Below are 14,148 nucleotides of genomic sequence, written 5' to 3' on the forward strand. Positions count from 1 at the left end.
GACGGCCGCTCAGAACGCCGGCAACACCGCGCCGCGGTACTTCTTCTCGATGAAGCTCTTGACCTCCGGGCCGGTCAGCGCCGCTGCGAGTTTCTTGACCCGCGGGTCGTCGAGGTTGTCCGGCCGGCCGACCAGGAAGTTGACGTAGGGCGAGTCGCGGCCTTCGATGGCCAGCGCGTCCTTGGTCGGGTCCAGCCCGGCATCGAGCGCGTAATTGGTATTGATCAACGCCAGGTCGACCTGGTCGAGGATGCGCGGCAGCATCGCCGCGTCGAGTTCGCGGAACTTGAGCTGCTTTGGGTTGGCGGTGATATCGCGTAGGGTCGCCAGCGCATCGGTCGGGTCGCGCAGCTGGATCACCCCGGACTTGTGCAGCAGGATCAGGGCGCGGCTGTTGTTGCTCGGGTCGTTGGGGATGACCACGTCGGCGCCCTGCGGCAGCGCGTCGAGCGACTTGAATTTGCGCGAGTAGGCGCCGAAGGGCTCGATGTGCACGCCGACGATGGTGGTCAGCTTCGTGCCGCGGCTGCGGTTGTAGGAGTCGAGATAGGGCTCGGTTTCGAAATAGCTGACGTCGAGCAGCTTCTGCGCGACCTGGTCGTTGGGCTGCACGTAGTCGTTGAACACGCGCACGTCCAGCTCGACGCCTTGCTTGGCCAGCAGGGGCTTCACCACTTCGAGGATTTCCGCATGCGGCACCGCGGTGGCGGCGACGGTGAGCTTTTGCGACGCCGCATCGTTGCCGCCGCCGCAACCGCTCAGGCCTGCGGCGGTCAATGCCAGGATGGCCAACAGCTTTTTCATCTTGCGTCCTCGATCGATTCGATAGCGTAGGGCGGCCCGCTCAGCGTCGGCTGAAACGCGCCACGAGTTTGTCGCCGAGCGTCTGCAGCGCCTGCACCAGCAGCAACAACAGCAGCACCGTCACCACCGCCACGTCGGTGTGCGAGCGCAGATAGCCGTCGCGGTAGGCGAGGTCGCCGAGGCCGCCGGAACCGATCGCGCCGCCCATGGCGGTATAGCCGATCAGGGCGACGGTGGTCACGGTGGCGCCGGCGATCAAGCCGGGCAGCGCTTCGGGCAGCAGCGCGCGCAACACGATCTGCCGCGTCGTCGCACCCATCGCCTGGCAGGCCTCGATGATGCCGCGGTCGACTTCGCGCAGCGAGGTTTCCACCAAGCGCGCGTAGAACGGCGCCGCGCCCACCACCAGCGGCAGGATCGCGCCGCGCACGCCGAGCGAGGTGCCCATCGCCGCGAGGGTCAGCGGAATCATCACGATCATCAAAATGATGAAGGGCACCGAGCGCAGGATGTTGATGATCAGCGACAACACGCCGTACAGACGCGGCTGCGCGCGCAGCTGACGGGGGCCGGTCAGGAACAGGGCGATGCCGAGCGGCAGGCCGATCAGCAGAGTCAGCGGCAGCGCGCCGGCCAGCATCAGCAAGGTGTCGAGCGTGGCCTGGCCGATCTCGGCCCACTTGCCGGCATCGAGGTGTTGCAACCAACCGGGGTTCGGGCTCATCGCGCGATCTCCTCGACGTGCACCCCGGCCGCGCCGAGTGCGGCGATGGCGGCATCGCTGTCGCCGCCGACCAGGGCGATGGTGAGCTGGCCGTAAGGCGTGTCCTTGATGCGGTCGATGCGGCCGGCGAGGATGTTGTAGTCGACGCCGGTCTCGCGGGCGACCCGGCCGAGCAACGGTTCGTAGGTGTGCTCGCCGATGAAGGTCAGGCGCAGCAAACGCCCGGACACGGCGGCGAAATCGCGGTGCAGGCCGCCTTCGTCGACGTGCTCGGCCTCGGAGACGAAGCGGCGCGTGGTCGGATGGCGCGGATGCAGGAATACGTCGGCGACCGGGCCGCTTTCGACCAGGCGGCCGGCGTCGAGCACCGCGACGCGGTCGCAGACGCGGCGGATCACCTCCATCTCATGGGTGATCAGCACGATGGTCAGGCCGAGTTCGCGGTTGATCTCGGCCAGCAGCGCCAGCACCGAGGCGGTGGTCTGCGGGTCGAGTGCGCTGGTGGCCTCGTCGCACAGCAGGATGCGCGGCCGGCAGGCGAGGGCGCGGGCGATGCCGACGCGTTGCTTCTGCCCGCCCGACAACTGCGCCGGATATTTGTCGGCGTGCGCGCTCAGGCCGACGCGGGCGAGCAGCTCGGCGACGCGCGCGGCGATCTCGGCGCGCGGGGTACCGGCCAGCTCCAGCGGAAAGGCCACGTTGGCCGCCACCGTGCGCGAGGACAGCAGGTTGAAATGCTGGAAGATCATGCCGATGCGCTGGCGCAGTGTGCGCAGGCCGGCGCCGTCGAGCGCGCTGGCGTCTTCGCCGTCGACCAGCACCCGCCCGCCGCTGGGGCGTTCGAGGCCGTTGATCAGCCGGATCAGGGTCGATTTGCCGGCGCCGGAGTGGCCGATGATGCCGAACACCTCGCCCTCGACGATGTCGAGATCGAGCGGCAGCAAGGCCGGCACCTCGTGACCGCCGACGCGGAACGATTTATGGACCTGCTGGAATTGGATCATGGACCGTCGTGGGCGTGGCTGTGCGGGAGAGGCGAGGCCGTGCGGCGCGGCACGTCGCCACTCCGAGGCCGGGCGTCGGACCGCCACACTATCACCCGGCAAACCGTGAGGCGGCCCGCATTGTAAGGCGGGGTCAGGCCCCGGGCCCGTTGCAACGGTTATGTGCTTATGCCGGATCGTGCGGGACAGCGGCGTCGACCGTGACGGTGTCTGTGATGGCGGACGGCGCAGGTCAAAATGTGACGTGATAAGCGGTTTTGCAGCCTGCGCCGACTAGTGTGCTTTGTGTCGCACAGCGCGCCGTTGGTGGCTCTCGCGCCGGTGAGCCGTTGGCACGATTCGTGTGGATTGCCTCATGCAGGTATCGGCATGGCAGGAGCCAGCAGCATGAGCGGCAAATCGGACAACCAGACTCCGCAAGACGGTCACGAACCCGGGCCGTCGGCCTCGCTCGTGGCCGCCTTGACGGTCGCATCGATCCTGGCCGTGGTCGCCGCCCTCATCGCCAGCATGGGCCGGAGCTAATGCGGACCTGCATCCGTCTTCCGTCACGAGGTTTTCCATGCGTCTGACCCCGCCCAGCTTTCCGATCTTCTTCATCTCCCTGTTGGCCGGCGGCGCCGGCATCGCCGCCCGGCTCGGCTATCTGCCGTTCCTGGCCGGCTTCGCGTTCTGGCTGGTGGCGCTGGGTTTCGTACTGCTGCTGATCGGTTCCCTGTTCCGCAGTCTTTGATCGAACCCGGCCAGGAGCGGCCGGCCGCTCCTGGCCCAGCTCGGCGCTTAGGCCTTCGACGGCACCGCCGTGCTGCTGCGGGTGAAACGTGGCAACGCATCGGCCACTTCGAACCAGGGCAGTTGCGAACCGGTCCAGACGTGATCGTCGATGCCTGCCCGCTCCGGTTCGTCGAGGCTGCCGATGCAGACCTGCACGCGATCGGCCAACACGCTTTCGCGCATGCCGATCGTGCTGCCGCACACTCCGCAGAAGCCGCGTTCGGCATGCTCGGAAGAGCGGTACCAACTCGGCGGCGAGGCGAGCCAGGCGAAGGCGTCGGCCGGGAAATGCACGAAGGCGAGCGCCGGCGCGCCGGAATGGCGGCGGCACAGGCCGCAGTGGCAGATCACCCCGCGCAGCGGGGCCGAAGTGGCGCGATAGCGGACCGCTCCGCACAAGCAGCCGCCTTCGAAGTGGGTGTCGCTCATTGTTCGTCTCTCCTCGCGAGCCGGGCGCGAACCGCGTCATGCGCCGTTCGCGCCGCCACCGTACGCCAGAACCCCGCGATCCCGGAGTTCCGCAGTCCCAATTCGCGACGCCGACTGCGCTAGGCTGCAAGCCCGTGGTTGCGCGCTGGTGGCTCATGCCGAAACGCTCGTCCCCGGCCGACACCGGCAACGGCCCTGGTGCGGACCTGCGCGGTATTGGCCGCCTGAGCATCGACGCGATCACCGGCGTGGTCGACCTGGTCGAATCCGTCCACGCCACCATCGTCGCCCTGCCGGGCCCGCTCGGCGCGCCGGTGCGCGATCCGACCCGCGGTATCAGCGGGTTGGTTTACCGCAGCGTGCGCGGCATCGCCCGTTTCGTCGGCGACGGTCTCGACCTGGCGCTCGCGCAGTTCGCGCCGCTGTTGGACCGGATCGACTCGCTGCCGCAGCGCGACGGCGTGGCCGCCGCGCTCAACGGCGTGCTCGGCGATCATCTGGCCGCGACCGCCAATCCGCTGGCGATCCGCATGCGCCTGCGCAGCGACGGAAAGCCGTTGTGCCTGGGAAGGAAGACCCTGGCCGCTGCCTATCCGCACGCGACCGGCAAGGTGCTGGTGATGGTGCACGGCCTGTGCATGAACGACCTGCAATGGCGTTGGAACGGCCACGACCATGGCGCGGCATTGGCGCGCGATGCGGGTTGGATGCCGGTCTATCTGCACTACAACAGCGGCCGCCACATCTCCAGCAACGGCCGCGAGTTCGCCGCGCGCCTGGAGCGCCTGTTGCGCGAGTGGCCGGTGCCGGTGGAGCGCCTGGCCATCGTCGGCCACAGCATGGGCGGCCTGGTCGCGCGCAGCGCCTGCCATGCCGCCGCGCGCGCCGGGCTGCGCTGGCCGGAGCGCCTCGACAGTCTGATCTTTCTCGGCACGCCGCATCACGGTGCGCCGCTCGAACGCGCCGGCAGTTGGTTCGACATGCTGATCGGTCGCAGTCCCTACACTGCGCCGTTCGCCCGCCTCGGCAAGATCCGCAGCGCCGGCATCCAGGATCTGCGCCACGGCAACCTGCTCGACGCGGACTGGCGCAAGCACGGCCGCGACGGACGCCGCGACGCGCGTACGCCGCTACCGCTGCCGGCGCAGGTGCGCAGTTACGCGGTGGCGGTTTCGACCGACAAGAACGGTGCAGCGAAGGACGGGGGCATCGACAGGCTCAGCGGCGACGGCCTGGTGCCGGTCGCCAGCGCGCTCGGGCATCATCCCGATCCGGCCTTCGACCTGCGCATTCCCAAGTCGCGGCAATGGGTGGGCCATGGCCTGCATCATCTCGACCTGCTCGGCGACCCGCAGGTCTATGAGCGCATCCGGCACTGGTTGGAGTGAGGCGGTCGCGGCCGGACTGGGGCAGACGAATCCATCATCGGGCCGGCAGCGGCCGGCGGAGGTTGCAGTGGTAGACATATCGCGGGAAACGATCGAACAGACCAACACCCGCTTGCTGGTCGTGACCAAGCAGGCGCGCCTGTTGGCATATCCGGGCACCTATGCCTTTGTCGAGTTCCCTTTGGCCGATTTTCCTGCCGCGGTGCGTGCCGATGCTTTGGCCCTGGTGCGCGACGATGAAGTCTGGAGTCAGCTGGTGCCCTGCACAGACCCCGCCGAGGATCTGTTCGCCTTGTTCCGCTTCCACTTTCCGAGCCGCGTCGACAACAGCGGTTTCGTCGGCTGGCTGGCCTCGCGGCTCAAGCGCAAGTTCGGCACCGGTGTGTTCGTGACCTGCGGGCAGAACCGCCGCGACGGCGGCATCTTCGATTACTGGGGCGTGCCGGTGGCGGTCGCGGCGGAGATCGCGGCCGAACTCGATGCACTGGTGTCGCCGGAGAAAATGACGCTGGCGCCGTAACAGCGCCGGCCGCCGCCTTCATCGGCCGCGCCGACCCGGCCTGGTGCCACGACAACCGCCCGATCACATGCGTGTGGCCGCGGCTGCGCTTGGCTATGCTGTCGGCCCTTAACGTTTCAGGATCGTCATGGCACAAGGTCGTGCAAGTTTTCTCAAAATCCTTCCGCTGATCATCGTCGGCGCCATCGCAGGACGCGTACTGGCTTCGATAGCCAGCGGGTCGAGTTTCCTCAACTGGCTGATCGGCCTGCTGGTCGTCGGCTTCGTGGTCTACCTGGTCTGGTTGTTCGCGTTCAAGAACCAGGCCACCCGCAAGGCGACGCCGGCGGAAACCGCGGCGGCCTTGAAGTTCCAGCCCGAGCCCGGCAAGGGCGTGATCTATCTCTACCGCAAGCAGTTCGTCGCGGTGTTGGTCGGCATGGACGTGGTGCTCGACGGCCAGCCGATCGGCCAGACCCGCGGTTACTGTTTCTATCGACTGCTGGTCGAGCCGGGTCAGCACGTGCTGAGCGGCGACGGCAAATGCAAGGAGCCGTTGAGCTTCGAGGTGGCGGCCGGCGAAGTGGCCTACATCGAGAAGGAAATCCTCATCGGCGCATTCAAGGGCGGCTATCACTACCGCCGCAACGCCGACGTGGCGGCGGCACAGACCGCGATCCGCAGCTGCAAGCTGTTGTTGCCGAAGGGCTGATCTTCGGTTCGCGATCCGACGATTCGCCCGGATCGGGCGGCGCAGCGATCAAGCCAGCGCCGCTGCGGACACCGCAGCGGCGCCGGTTCCGTGTCCGTCAATCTTGATTGGCCTGCGACTCGCCCAGCTGGCAGCCCAGGAAGCTGCGGATGCGCAGGGCGATCGGTTGCGCGTCTTCTTCGAGGGCGAAATGCCCGGTGTCGAACAGATGCACCTCGGCCTTCGGCAGGTCGCGCTGGTAGGCGTGGGCGCCGGCGCTGAGGAAGATCGGATCGTTCTTGCCCCACAGCACCAGCATCGGCGGCTGGCGTTCGCGGAAATAGGCCTGCCATTGCGGGTACTTGCCGGGATTGGAACCGTAGTCGTAGAGCAAGCGCAGTTGTATGTCCTGCACGCCCGGTCGATCCAGCAAAGCCTGGTCGAGCAACCAATTTTCCGGCGCGATCGCCGACGGGTCGCGCACGCCTTCGAGGTAATGCCATTTCGTCGAGGCCAGGCTCAGCAGCTTTTCCGCGAGCAAGCCCGAGCGTTGCGGGGTCGGCTCCTTCCAATAGGCGCGCAACGGGTCCCACAACGTGCCCATGCCTTCATCGTAGGCATTGCCGTTCTGCACGATCAGCGTCTGGATGCGTTCCGGGTGCTCGACGGCCAGGCGAAAGCCGACCGGCGCGCCGTAGTCGAAGAGGTAGAGGCTGTAGCGCTCGACCTTGAGCGCCTGCAGCAATCGGTCGACGCTTTGCGCGAGCCGGTCGAAGCTGTAGTCGTACTCGGCCGGCGAAGGCGCGGCGCTGGCGCCGAAGCCGGGGTAGTCCGGCGCGATGACCCGATAACGGTCGGCGAGCAGCGGGATCAATTCGCGGAACATGTGCGAGGAACTCGGCAGGCCGTGCAGCAGCACGATGACCGGCGCGTCCTTGGGGCCGGCCTCGCGATAGAACAGTTCGGTGCCGTCGACGGCGATATGGTGATGGCTGGTCATGGGGCGCTCGGCGGTGGGCGGCAGAGTCTCCGCGATGGCGGAAGCCTCGGCCGGGAGTGGGGGGAACAGAAGTACGGCGCTCGCGAGGGCTGCGCTCGCCAGGGCTACGGACAATCGAGGCATGACGGTTCTCGGAAGAGTGGGGGAGGTCGTTCCGGTCGCGACGACCGGATGGATCGAAACGAGGGTGGGGCGACGCGATGACGCGCTAGAGATCCAGCGCCAGATGTTCGGAATGCGCCCGCGACACGCAAATGCACATCAAGGCGGCGCGCTCCTTTTCGGCGGCGCTGAGGGCGCTGTCGCGATGCTCGGGTACGCCGTCGAGCACCTTGACCGCGCAAGTCCCGCAATTGCCGGCCCGGCAATCCGATGGCGCGTTCACGCCGGCCAGCAGTAGCGCATCCAGGATCGTCTGCGAGCCGGCGACGCGGACCCGCCGCTCGGAACGGCGCAGCTCGATTTCGATGGCGCGGTCGTCGGGCCGGGCGGCCGCATCGAAGCGTTCGATCCGGACGCGTTCGCCGATCCCCAGGCTCGCCGCGACGGCGTTGAGCTCATCGATCAGGCGAGCGGGGCCGCAGGCATAGATCAGCGCATCCGCTGCCACGTTCGACAACAGCCGGCGCAGGTCCAGGCGCAATCCCTGATCGGCCGGATACGCGCTGAGCCGTTCGCCGAACTGCGCCTGCAAGGCCTCCAGGAACGGCAGTTCGCGCAGGCCGCGGCCGGCATAGTGGATCTGAAACGGCTGTCCGCGCCGCGCCAGCGTGTGCGCCATGGCCTTGATCGGGGTGATGCCGATGCCGCCGGCGATCAGGACCACGGGACGCGCGTCTTCGCTCAGCGCGAAGTCGTTGCGCGCGGGCTCGCAACGCAGGCGCAGCCCCAGCTCGAAGCCCGCGTGCAGGGCTTTCGATGCGCCGCGCCCGGCGTCTTCGCGCAGCACCGCGATCTCGTAGGCATCGCGCCGCGAAGGATCGGAGCTGATCGAGTAGTGGCGCAGCTCGGTCTTTCCGTCCAGTTGCACCGGCACGCGCAGATGCGCGCCGGCGGCGACCGCCGGCAAGGCATCGCCCTGGGGATGGCGCAGTTCGTAGGCCCGCACCCGTGCGGTGAGTTGCCTGACGCCGGCGACGACCAGTTCCAGTGGGCCCTCGCCCCAGACGGCAGCCTCGGCCGCGCGCGGCTTTTCCTCGCTCGGCGGCGTCGGCCGTGCCGGCGCGATGCGTTCGATCTCGGCCTCGGTGTAGCGCGGGGTGATGTGTTGCGGGCAGTTCCAATCGCAGGCTTCGACTTCGATGACGATGCCGCGTTCGACCCGGGCGCGGTATGCGGGCACTTCAAGCCTTGCGATCAGGGCGGCGTCGCTGCTTTCATCGACGATGCGCGCGCGGCCCCAGATCTTGAGCCGGCGCCGGTTCGGGTAATCCATGAGGATCAGCGAAATGCGGCCGTCGGCGGCGAGATTGCCGACGCTGAGGTATTGGCGGTTGCCGCGGAAGTCGGCAAACCCGATGGTCTTCGCATCGAGCACCTTGAGAAAGCCGGCCGGGCCGCCGCGGTGCTGGACGTAGGGCCAGCCCGTTTCGGACACGGTCGCCTGATAGAAGCTGTCGCGTTCGGCGATGAATTCGGCCTCGCGCTCGCCGATCGAGTCGCGCGCATCCTCGGCCAGTTCGAAGGCGCGATTGGCCTCGCGGCTGCCGTGGCGTTGCTGCGCGTCTTTGACGCTGGGGGTGAAGGTGATATCGGCGAATGCGCGGCTCATGGCGTACTCCAGCCGGCGGCGATGCGGCGCCGCCGGCCCTGGTTCTGGTGATCGTGGTGGCGCGCGGCCTGGGGCCGGCCGCTCAGGCGGCCAAGGCTACCTTCGGGAAGTCGATCTCGACCCGGCTGGCCTTGCCGAGGATGTTGGTCAGCAGGTTCATGCCGACGTGGGTGATGATCTCGACGATGTCGGCATCGCTGAAGCCGGCCTCGCGCACCTCGAGGATCTCGGCGCTAGTGACTTCGCCCTGGTGCTCGACCAGCGAGCGGGCGAACTTCACCGCGATCGCGGCCTTGGCATCCTGGCTGCCGCCGGCGCGGTTGGCGGCGATCTCGTCGCCGTTCAAACCGGCATTGCGGCCCAGCGCGGTGTGTGCGGACAGGCAGTACTCGCAGGCGTTCTGCTGGGCCAGGGCCAGGGCGATGCGCTCGCGGGTCTGAAGGTCGAGGCTGCCCTCCTTGGCGATGCCGTGCAGGCCGAGGAAGGCGCGCAGAGCGGCCGGCGAGTTGGCGAATACCTTGAGGAAATTCGGCACCGAGCCGAGCTCGCGCTGGATGGCGTCCAGCAACTGCTGTTGTTCGGTGTCGGCGGTGTTGCGGTCGATGACGGCGATGCGGCTCATGGGAAGCTCCTGAAGGGGACGTGTGGAGTTAGGTGCGGTCGAAGCCGGCGTGGTTGCCTGCAGGCCTCGGGGTGACGTCACTTTCCGCCATTTCGCTTGTCATAAGAATCACCGGGAAGCAAAATTCATTATTGCGATTAGAGGAATAATCCGGATGGACCGACTGCACCTGATGACGGTCTTCGTCGCGGTGGCCGAAGAGGAAAGCTTCGCCCGGGCCGCGCGTAAGCTCGGCCTGTCGCCGCCGGCGGTGACGCGGGCGATCGCCGGTCTTGAAGAGCGGCTGGCGGTGAAGTTGCTCGACCGCACCACCCGCTTCGTCCGCGCCACCGAAGCGGGGCAGCGCTATCTCGACGATGCGCGGCGGATCCTGGCCGAGGTCGACGAAGCGGACGAAGCGGCGGCCGGCATCAACGCCGAACCGCGCGGGCACTTGGCCGTTACCGCGCCGGTCCAGTTCGGCAAGTTGTTCGTATTGCCGATCGTCGTCGACTACCTGCAGCGCTATCCGGCGACCCAGGTGTCGGCGCTGTTTCTCGACCGCGTGGCCAACCTGATCGAAGAGGGGCTGGACGTCGGCGTGCGCATCGGCGAGCTGCCCGATTCGAGCCTGCAGGCCATCCGGGTGGCGCAGGTGCGCAGGCTGTTGTGCGCGTCGCCGGACTATCTGCGCCGGCGCGGCTTGCCGAAGACCCCCGCCGACCTGGCCCGGCACGACATCATTTCCGCGCTCGGCATCAGCCCGTCCAGCGAGTGGAAGTTCGGCGACGGCCGCAAGGCGCAGTCGGTGCGGATAAAGCCTCGCCTGATCGTGACCACCAACGATGCGGCGATCGAGGCGGCGGTGCGGGGTTTCGGTATCACCCGGCTGTTGTCCTACCAGGTGGCGCCGCACCTCGCTTCCGGACAGCTGAAAATCGTATTGGGCGAGTACGGGCATTCGTCGCTGCCCGTGCATGTACTGCATCGCGAAGGGCGTTACGCCTCGCCTAAGGTTCGCACCTTCGTCGATATGGTGGTCGCGCAACTGCGGGGCAATAGCGCGTTGAATTGAGCGGCGGCTGCCGGCCGGCGTCGACAGAAACACCCGGTAGTTGCGGTTCGCCGGTATTTTGGCGCCAGCGAGCCGGGAGGAGCCAGGAGCTACGGCTCGCCGGATTCGCGGTGTCGATGCAAACGACTGCGACCGCCCTCCTGTGTCATGCAGAGAATGGAGGCGGCCCGACGCGGTCGGGCCGCCTCTTCGGTCAAGGTGTCGCGAGCGGGATCTGCCAACCCTGTTCGCAGCGTTGCAGGGTCAGGTGATAGTCGGAGCCGGCGCCCGCGGCCCGCAGGCACAGGCCCGACTGGACGCCGCGGAATTCGCTGCCGACCCGGTTCCATTGCTGGTTGGCGCCGCCGTGGCAGGTGTAGACGTAGATCGGCGTGCCTGCCGTGGTGCCGCCGTTGTAGGCGTCGATGCACAGATTCGAGGCGGTGCGCAGTGTTTTGTCCGCCGCGTAGACCCAAGCCTGGTTATCGAGACCATGGCAGGTGCCGAGGATGGGCTGGACGCCGCTTTGGTAGGTGTAGGCATCGAGGCATTGATTGCCGGAATGCACGATCGGGCCACGGGGCGAGTTGCCGATCGCATGCTGGTGCACGCTCCCGGTCGGCGTCTGATCGATCCGGCCGTCACATGCCGGGATATTGGTCCTGAGTACACGCGCGACGCTGGCCAGAGGTGTGCCGGGATTGCCTACCGGCAGGAGGAACTCGGCACGGCTATAGGGCTGGTTGTAGCAATTCACCGTGGGCCAGCTCCACTCCCAGTACTCGGTGAAATTGTTCATGTTCTTCGGCGAGATCTGGGTCGCCTTGGTGAGGACGCTGCCAATCTTGAAGCTGGTGCCGTCGGTGAGATCGTTGACGGTCGCGCCGATCCAGCCACCGCCTTCATGTGCGACATGGAATTGATAGGTGTGGCCCTCCTTCCACTGATAGGTGATATGGCAGCCGTAGCCGGTGCCAAACTCATCGAATTCTGCGCAAACGCTGCCGGCACTGCCGAGCTTGCCGGCGCTCGCGCCCCAAACGGACAACAGGAAGTAGCCGCCGGTGCCGGCCTTGCGTTGCATGCCGGTATAACCGCCGGGATAGCCGACGAGCCAGAACTGATTGGCCCAGAACACGTTGGCCCGAGGGCCGGGATCTGATTCCACCGTGATGCCGTAATTGATCGAATCGAACCCAGCGATGGCGGGGTCGAACTCGTAGAAGGTGTGGCCACCGGGTGCGGCGGCCATAACCTGCAAGGGCAGCAATGCCAACAGCAGCAGCGCTCCCCAGCGTTGTAACGACTTGACGATCTTCATTGCTCTTACTCCGATGCTGTAGCAGTACTCGCGCCGTGGCGTTCGCCATCCATGCAGGTCGCTCAGGCTGGCGCGTAAGCCATGAGCGGGTCTTTGGTGTGCTTGCTGCCGGCATTCGCCTTCCGCGCGGCCGGGCGCGTTCGTGCGGTGTCGCCGGGCATCGCCGATGCGGGGCATCGGCGATGCATACGGGCCGGCCGCTCAAGGCGCCGGCTTGGGGATCTGCCAGTTTTGATTCGCTTGCGAGGTGCAGGCCTGGATCGTGAGTTGCGTGGCGGCGCCCGCTGAAGTCAGGCACAGGCCGGACAGGTCGCTGCGCAATTGATTGCCGACCCGATTCCATTGTTGGTTACGGCCGCCATGGCAACTGAAGACGATCACCGGCGCGCCTGGCGCGGTCTGTCCGTTGGCCACATCCAGGCACAGGTCGGTCCACAGCCGCAGCGTGCGATCGACACCGTGCACCCAGGCTTGGTTTTCGCCGCCGTGGCAGGCGAAGCCTTGCGCCGGGACATTGCTGGTGGTCGCGCCGCCTCTCGCATCCAGGCACAGGCCGCCGCCATCGGTCACCGCACCGCGCGGCGAGTTGCCGATGGCGTAGTGGTGCACGGTGCCGATCGGCAGCGTATCGATCCGGCCGTAACAGCCCGGAACATAGTTGCGCGAGATGCTGGCGACGCGAGGAGAGGCGGTGCCGACGTTGCCGATGGGCAGCAGGAATTCCGCGCGGCTATAGGGCTGGTTGTAGCAGTTCGACTGCGGCCAGTTCCATTCCCAGTACTCGACCCAGTTGGTCATGTTTTTCGGTGAGATCTGGGTGGCCGCGGTGAGCACGCTGCCGATCTTCACCGAGGCGCCCGTGGCCAGGTCGGTGACGGTGACGCCGAACCAACCGCCGCCTTCGTGTGCGAGATGGAACTGATAGGTGTGGCCGACCTTCCAGTCGTAGACCATGTGACAGCTGTAGCCGGTACCTAACTCGTCGAACGCGCCGCAGATACTGCCCGAGCTGCCGACTCGGCCTGCGGTCGCGCCCCAGACCGAAAACAGGAGAAAACCGCCGAGTTGGGAGTGGCGTTGCATGCCGGCGTAGCCACCGGGACGGCCGACGAGCCCGAACTGATTGGCCCAGAACACGTTGGCCCGAGGGCCGGGATCGGATTCCACCGTGATGCCGTAATTCATCGAATCGAACCCGGTGATGGCGGGGTCGAACTCGTAGTAGGTGTAGCCACCCGGTGCGGCGGCCATAATCTGGAGGGGTGACAGTGCCAACAGCAGCAGCGCTCCCCAGCATCGCAGCGACTTGACGATATTCATGACTCTTACTCCGAGGCTGTAGCGGTATCGCGCCACGATGTTCGCGATCCATGCAGGCCCGCCCAGGCTGGCGCGAAACTCAGGAGCGGGTCGTTCTTCATTGCGGCCGGGTTCGTATGCGCGGCGGTCGGGCGCGCTCATGTCGTACCGAGTGCGCCGGCGCTGCGAATGCATTCGGCGAGTGAGGGGGAGCGGTGCCGGTCTTGATATCGCGGCACCCGATTCGTGCGCGATGCACGAGTCCTTGAGTGGCGCGAATGGCTGCGCGTCGCCTACGGCGTCGGTAACGAAAGCGAGCATCGCCTGCTGCACTCCTGTCGCGGAGGGGTGTGCTTGCTCGCTCTGTGCTCGGAGGTTCGACGAGGGGCCGCGGGAGGCTGCGGTGCCGCATCGGTGGAGCTTTGTGGCGATAGCACATGAACCGTTGCCGGCGAATGTAGCTAACTTTCCTGGGATTTATTTAGAATTTATTGTTATGTGTTTTTCCAGGCGCCCTAGTCATGCGGCTTTTGCGCGAGGAGGGAGTCTAGATGCCGGTAAAAGGCCGTTGCGATAGCTTGAAACGTAAGAGTTTACCGGGGATTTTTTCTATTTTCCGATGAGCGGTATGGCGGGGTTTATCGGCCGTGAAAGCTCGTTATGTGTTTCGAAATACATTTAGGGAGCGTCGGTGTGAGGCAGGGCAGCCGAATTCCGCTCATGTAATAAAAAAACATAGGTCGTCAGGGCGTTGGATTCGCGTCGACGCGCCCGACGCATCGGATGGGG

Annotated in this window: 15 protein-coding genes; 6 read left to right on the forward strand and 9 right to left on the reverse strand. The window is 66.6% G+C overall.

The window, feature by feature from the left end; translation table 11 throughout:
- Window positions 1-9: 9 nt before the first annotated feature.
- The 3 genes from GLA29479_RS12650 to GLA29479_RS12660 are packed head-to-tail and all read right to left on the reverse strand — an operon-like array spanning window position 10 to window position 2,532.
- Window positions 10-804 (reverse strand): MetQ/NlpA family ABC transporter substrate-binding protein, encoded by a 795-nt coding sequence (locus GLA29479_RS12650; RefSeq protein WP_057916574.1) that lies wholly within the window; start codon window positions 802-804, stop codon window positions 10-12.
- A gap of 40 nt (window positions 805-844) precedes the next feature.
- Window positions 845-1,528, reverse strand: coding sequence for a methionine ABC transporter permease (locus tag GLA29479_RS12655; protein ID WP_057916575.1), 684 nt, complete (start codon window positions 1,526-1,528; stop codon window positions 845-847).
- The gene (locus tag GLA29479_RS12660) at window positions 1,525-2,532 is read right to left on the reverse strand and encodes a methionine ABC transporter ATP-binding protein (RefSeq protein ID WP_057971789.1); all 1,008 of its coding nucleotides are present in this window, start codon (window positions 2,530-2,532) and stop codon (window positions 1,525-1,527) included. The genes GLA29479_RS12655 and GLA29479_RS12660 overlap by 4 nt, the downstream gene beginning before the upstream one ends.
- A gap of 387 nt (window positions 2,533-2,919) precedes the next feature.
- Here GLA29479_RS12660 and GLA29479_RS25275 point away from each other — a divergent pair, with 387 nt between their 5' ends.
- On the forward strand, window positions 2,920-3,057 hold the full coding sequence (locus GLA29479_RS25275; protein ID WP_169795655.1) for a hypothetical protein: 138 nt from the start codon (window positions 2,920-2,922) through the stop codon (window positions 3,055-3,057).
- A gap of 37 nt (window positions 3,058-3,094) precedes the next feature.
- Complete coding sequence (locus GLA29479_RS25280; protein WP_169795656.1) at window positions 3,095-3,265, forward strand: hypothetical protein; 171 nt, start codon at window positions 3,095-3,097, stop codon at window positions 3,263-3,265.
- A 47-nt stretch (window positions 3,266-3,312) separates the two neighbouring features.
- On the opposite strand, the gene GLA29479_RS12665 is transcribed toward GLA29479_RS25280, so the two are convergent.
- On the reverse strand, window positions 3,313-3,735 hold the full coding sequence (locus tag GLA29479_RS12665; RefSeq protein WP_057971790.1) for a GFA family protein: 423 nt from the start codon (window positions 3,733-3,735) through the stop codon (window positions 3,313-3,315).
- Between the two features lie 155 nt (window positions 3,736-3,890).
- Between GLA29479_RS12665 and GLA29479_RS12670 the strand changes: the two genes are divergently transcribed.
- The 3 genes from GLA29479_RS12670 (at window position 3,891) to GLA29479_RS12680 (ending at window position 6,334) form a co-directional block, all read left to right on the forward strand.
- Window positions 3,891-5,123 (forward strand): esterase/lipase family protein, encoded by a 1,233-nt coding sequence (locus GLA29479_RS12670; protein ID WP_057973190.1) that lies wholly within the window; start codon window positions 3,891-3,893, stop codon window positions 5,121-5,123.
- Entirely contained in the window at window positions 5,095-5,643 is a 549-nt protein-coding gene (locus GLA29479_RS12675; protein WP_211264978.1) for a DUF6196 family protein, read from the forward strand. Before GLA29479_RS12670 ends, GLA29479_RS12675 begins: the two co-directional genes overlap by 29 nt.
- Window positions 5,644-5,770: 127 nt before the next feature.
- Window positions 5,771-6,334, forward strand: coding sequence for a DUF2846 domain-containing protein (locus GLA29479_RS12680; RefSeq protein WP_057971792.1), 564 nt, complete (start codon window positions 5,771-5,773; stop codon window positions 6,332-6,334).
- A 97-nt stretch (window positions 6,335-6,431) separates the two neighbouring features.
- Here GLA29479_RS12680 and GLA29479_RS12685 read toward each other — a convergent pair whose 3' ends face one another.
- The 3 genes from GLA29479_RS12685 to GLA29479_RS12695 all read right to left on the reverse strand — a co-directional run bounded on the left by GLA29479_RS12685 (window position 6,432) and on the right by GLA29479_RS12695 (window position 9,706).
- Entirely contained in the window at window positions 6,432-7,313 is an 882-nt protein-coding gene (locus GLA29479_RS12685; protein WP_211264979.1) for an alpha/beta fold hydrolase, read from the reverse strand.
- A gap of 208 nt (window positions 7,314-7,521) precedes the next feature.
- On the reverse strand, window positions 7,522-9,084 hold the full coding sequence (locus tag GLA29479_RS12690; protein ID WP_057971794.1) for a 2Fe-2S iron-sulfur cluster-binding protein: 1,563 nt from the start codon (window positions 9,082-9,084) through the stop codon (window positions 7,522-7,524).
- Between the two features lie 82 nt (window positions 9,085-9,166).
- A complete protein-coding gene (locus tag GLA29479_RS12695; protein WP_057916583.1) occupies window positions 9,167-9,706 on the reverse strand; it encodes a carboxymuconolactone decarboxylase family protein in 540 nt (179 codons plus the stop codon).
- Between the two features lie 22 nt (window positions 9,707-9,728).
- On the opposite strand from GLA29479_RS12695, the gene GLA29479_RS12700 reads away from it, so the two are divergent.
- Complete coding sequence (locus GLA29479_RS12700) at window positions 9,729-10,760, forward strand: LysR family transcriptional regulator (protein WP_248842729.1); 1,032 nt, start codon at window positions 9,729-9,731, stop codon at window positions 10,758-10,760.
- A gap of 193 nt (window positions 10,761-10,953) precedes the next feature.
- Here the strand turns inward: GLA29479_RS12700 and GLA29479_RS25285 are convergent, their stop codons facing one another.
- Both GLA29479_RS25285 and GLA29479_RS12710 read right to left on the reverse strand, forming a co-directional pair.
- The gene (locus tag GLA29479_RS25285) at window positions 10,954-12,060 is read right to left on the reverse strand and encodes an RICIN domain-containing protein (RefSeq protein WP_057971795.1); all 1,107 of its coding nucleotides are present in this window, start codon (window positions 12,058-12,060) and stop codon (window positions 10,954-10,956) included.
- A 201-nt stretch (window positions 12,061-12,261) separates the two neighbouring features.
- Complete coding sequence (locus GLA29479_RS12710) at window positions 12,262-13,380, reverse strand: ricin-type beta-trefoil lectin domain protein (RefSeq protein WP_057971796.1); 1,119 nt, start codon at window positions 13,378-13,380, stop codon at window positions 12,262-12,264.
- Between the last annotated feature and the right edge of the window lie 768 nt (window positions 13,381-14,148).

It is taken from the genome of Lysobacter antibioticus (assembly GCF_001442535.1).
GTDB classification, from domain to species: Bacteria; Pseudomonadota; Gammaproteobacteria; order Xanthomonadales; family Xanthomonadaceae; genus Lysobacter; species Lysobacter antibioticus.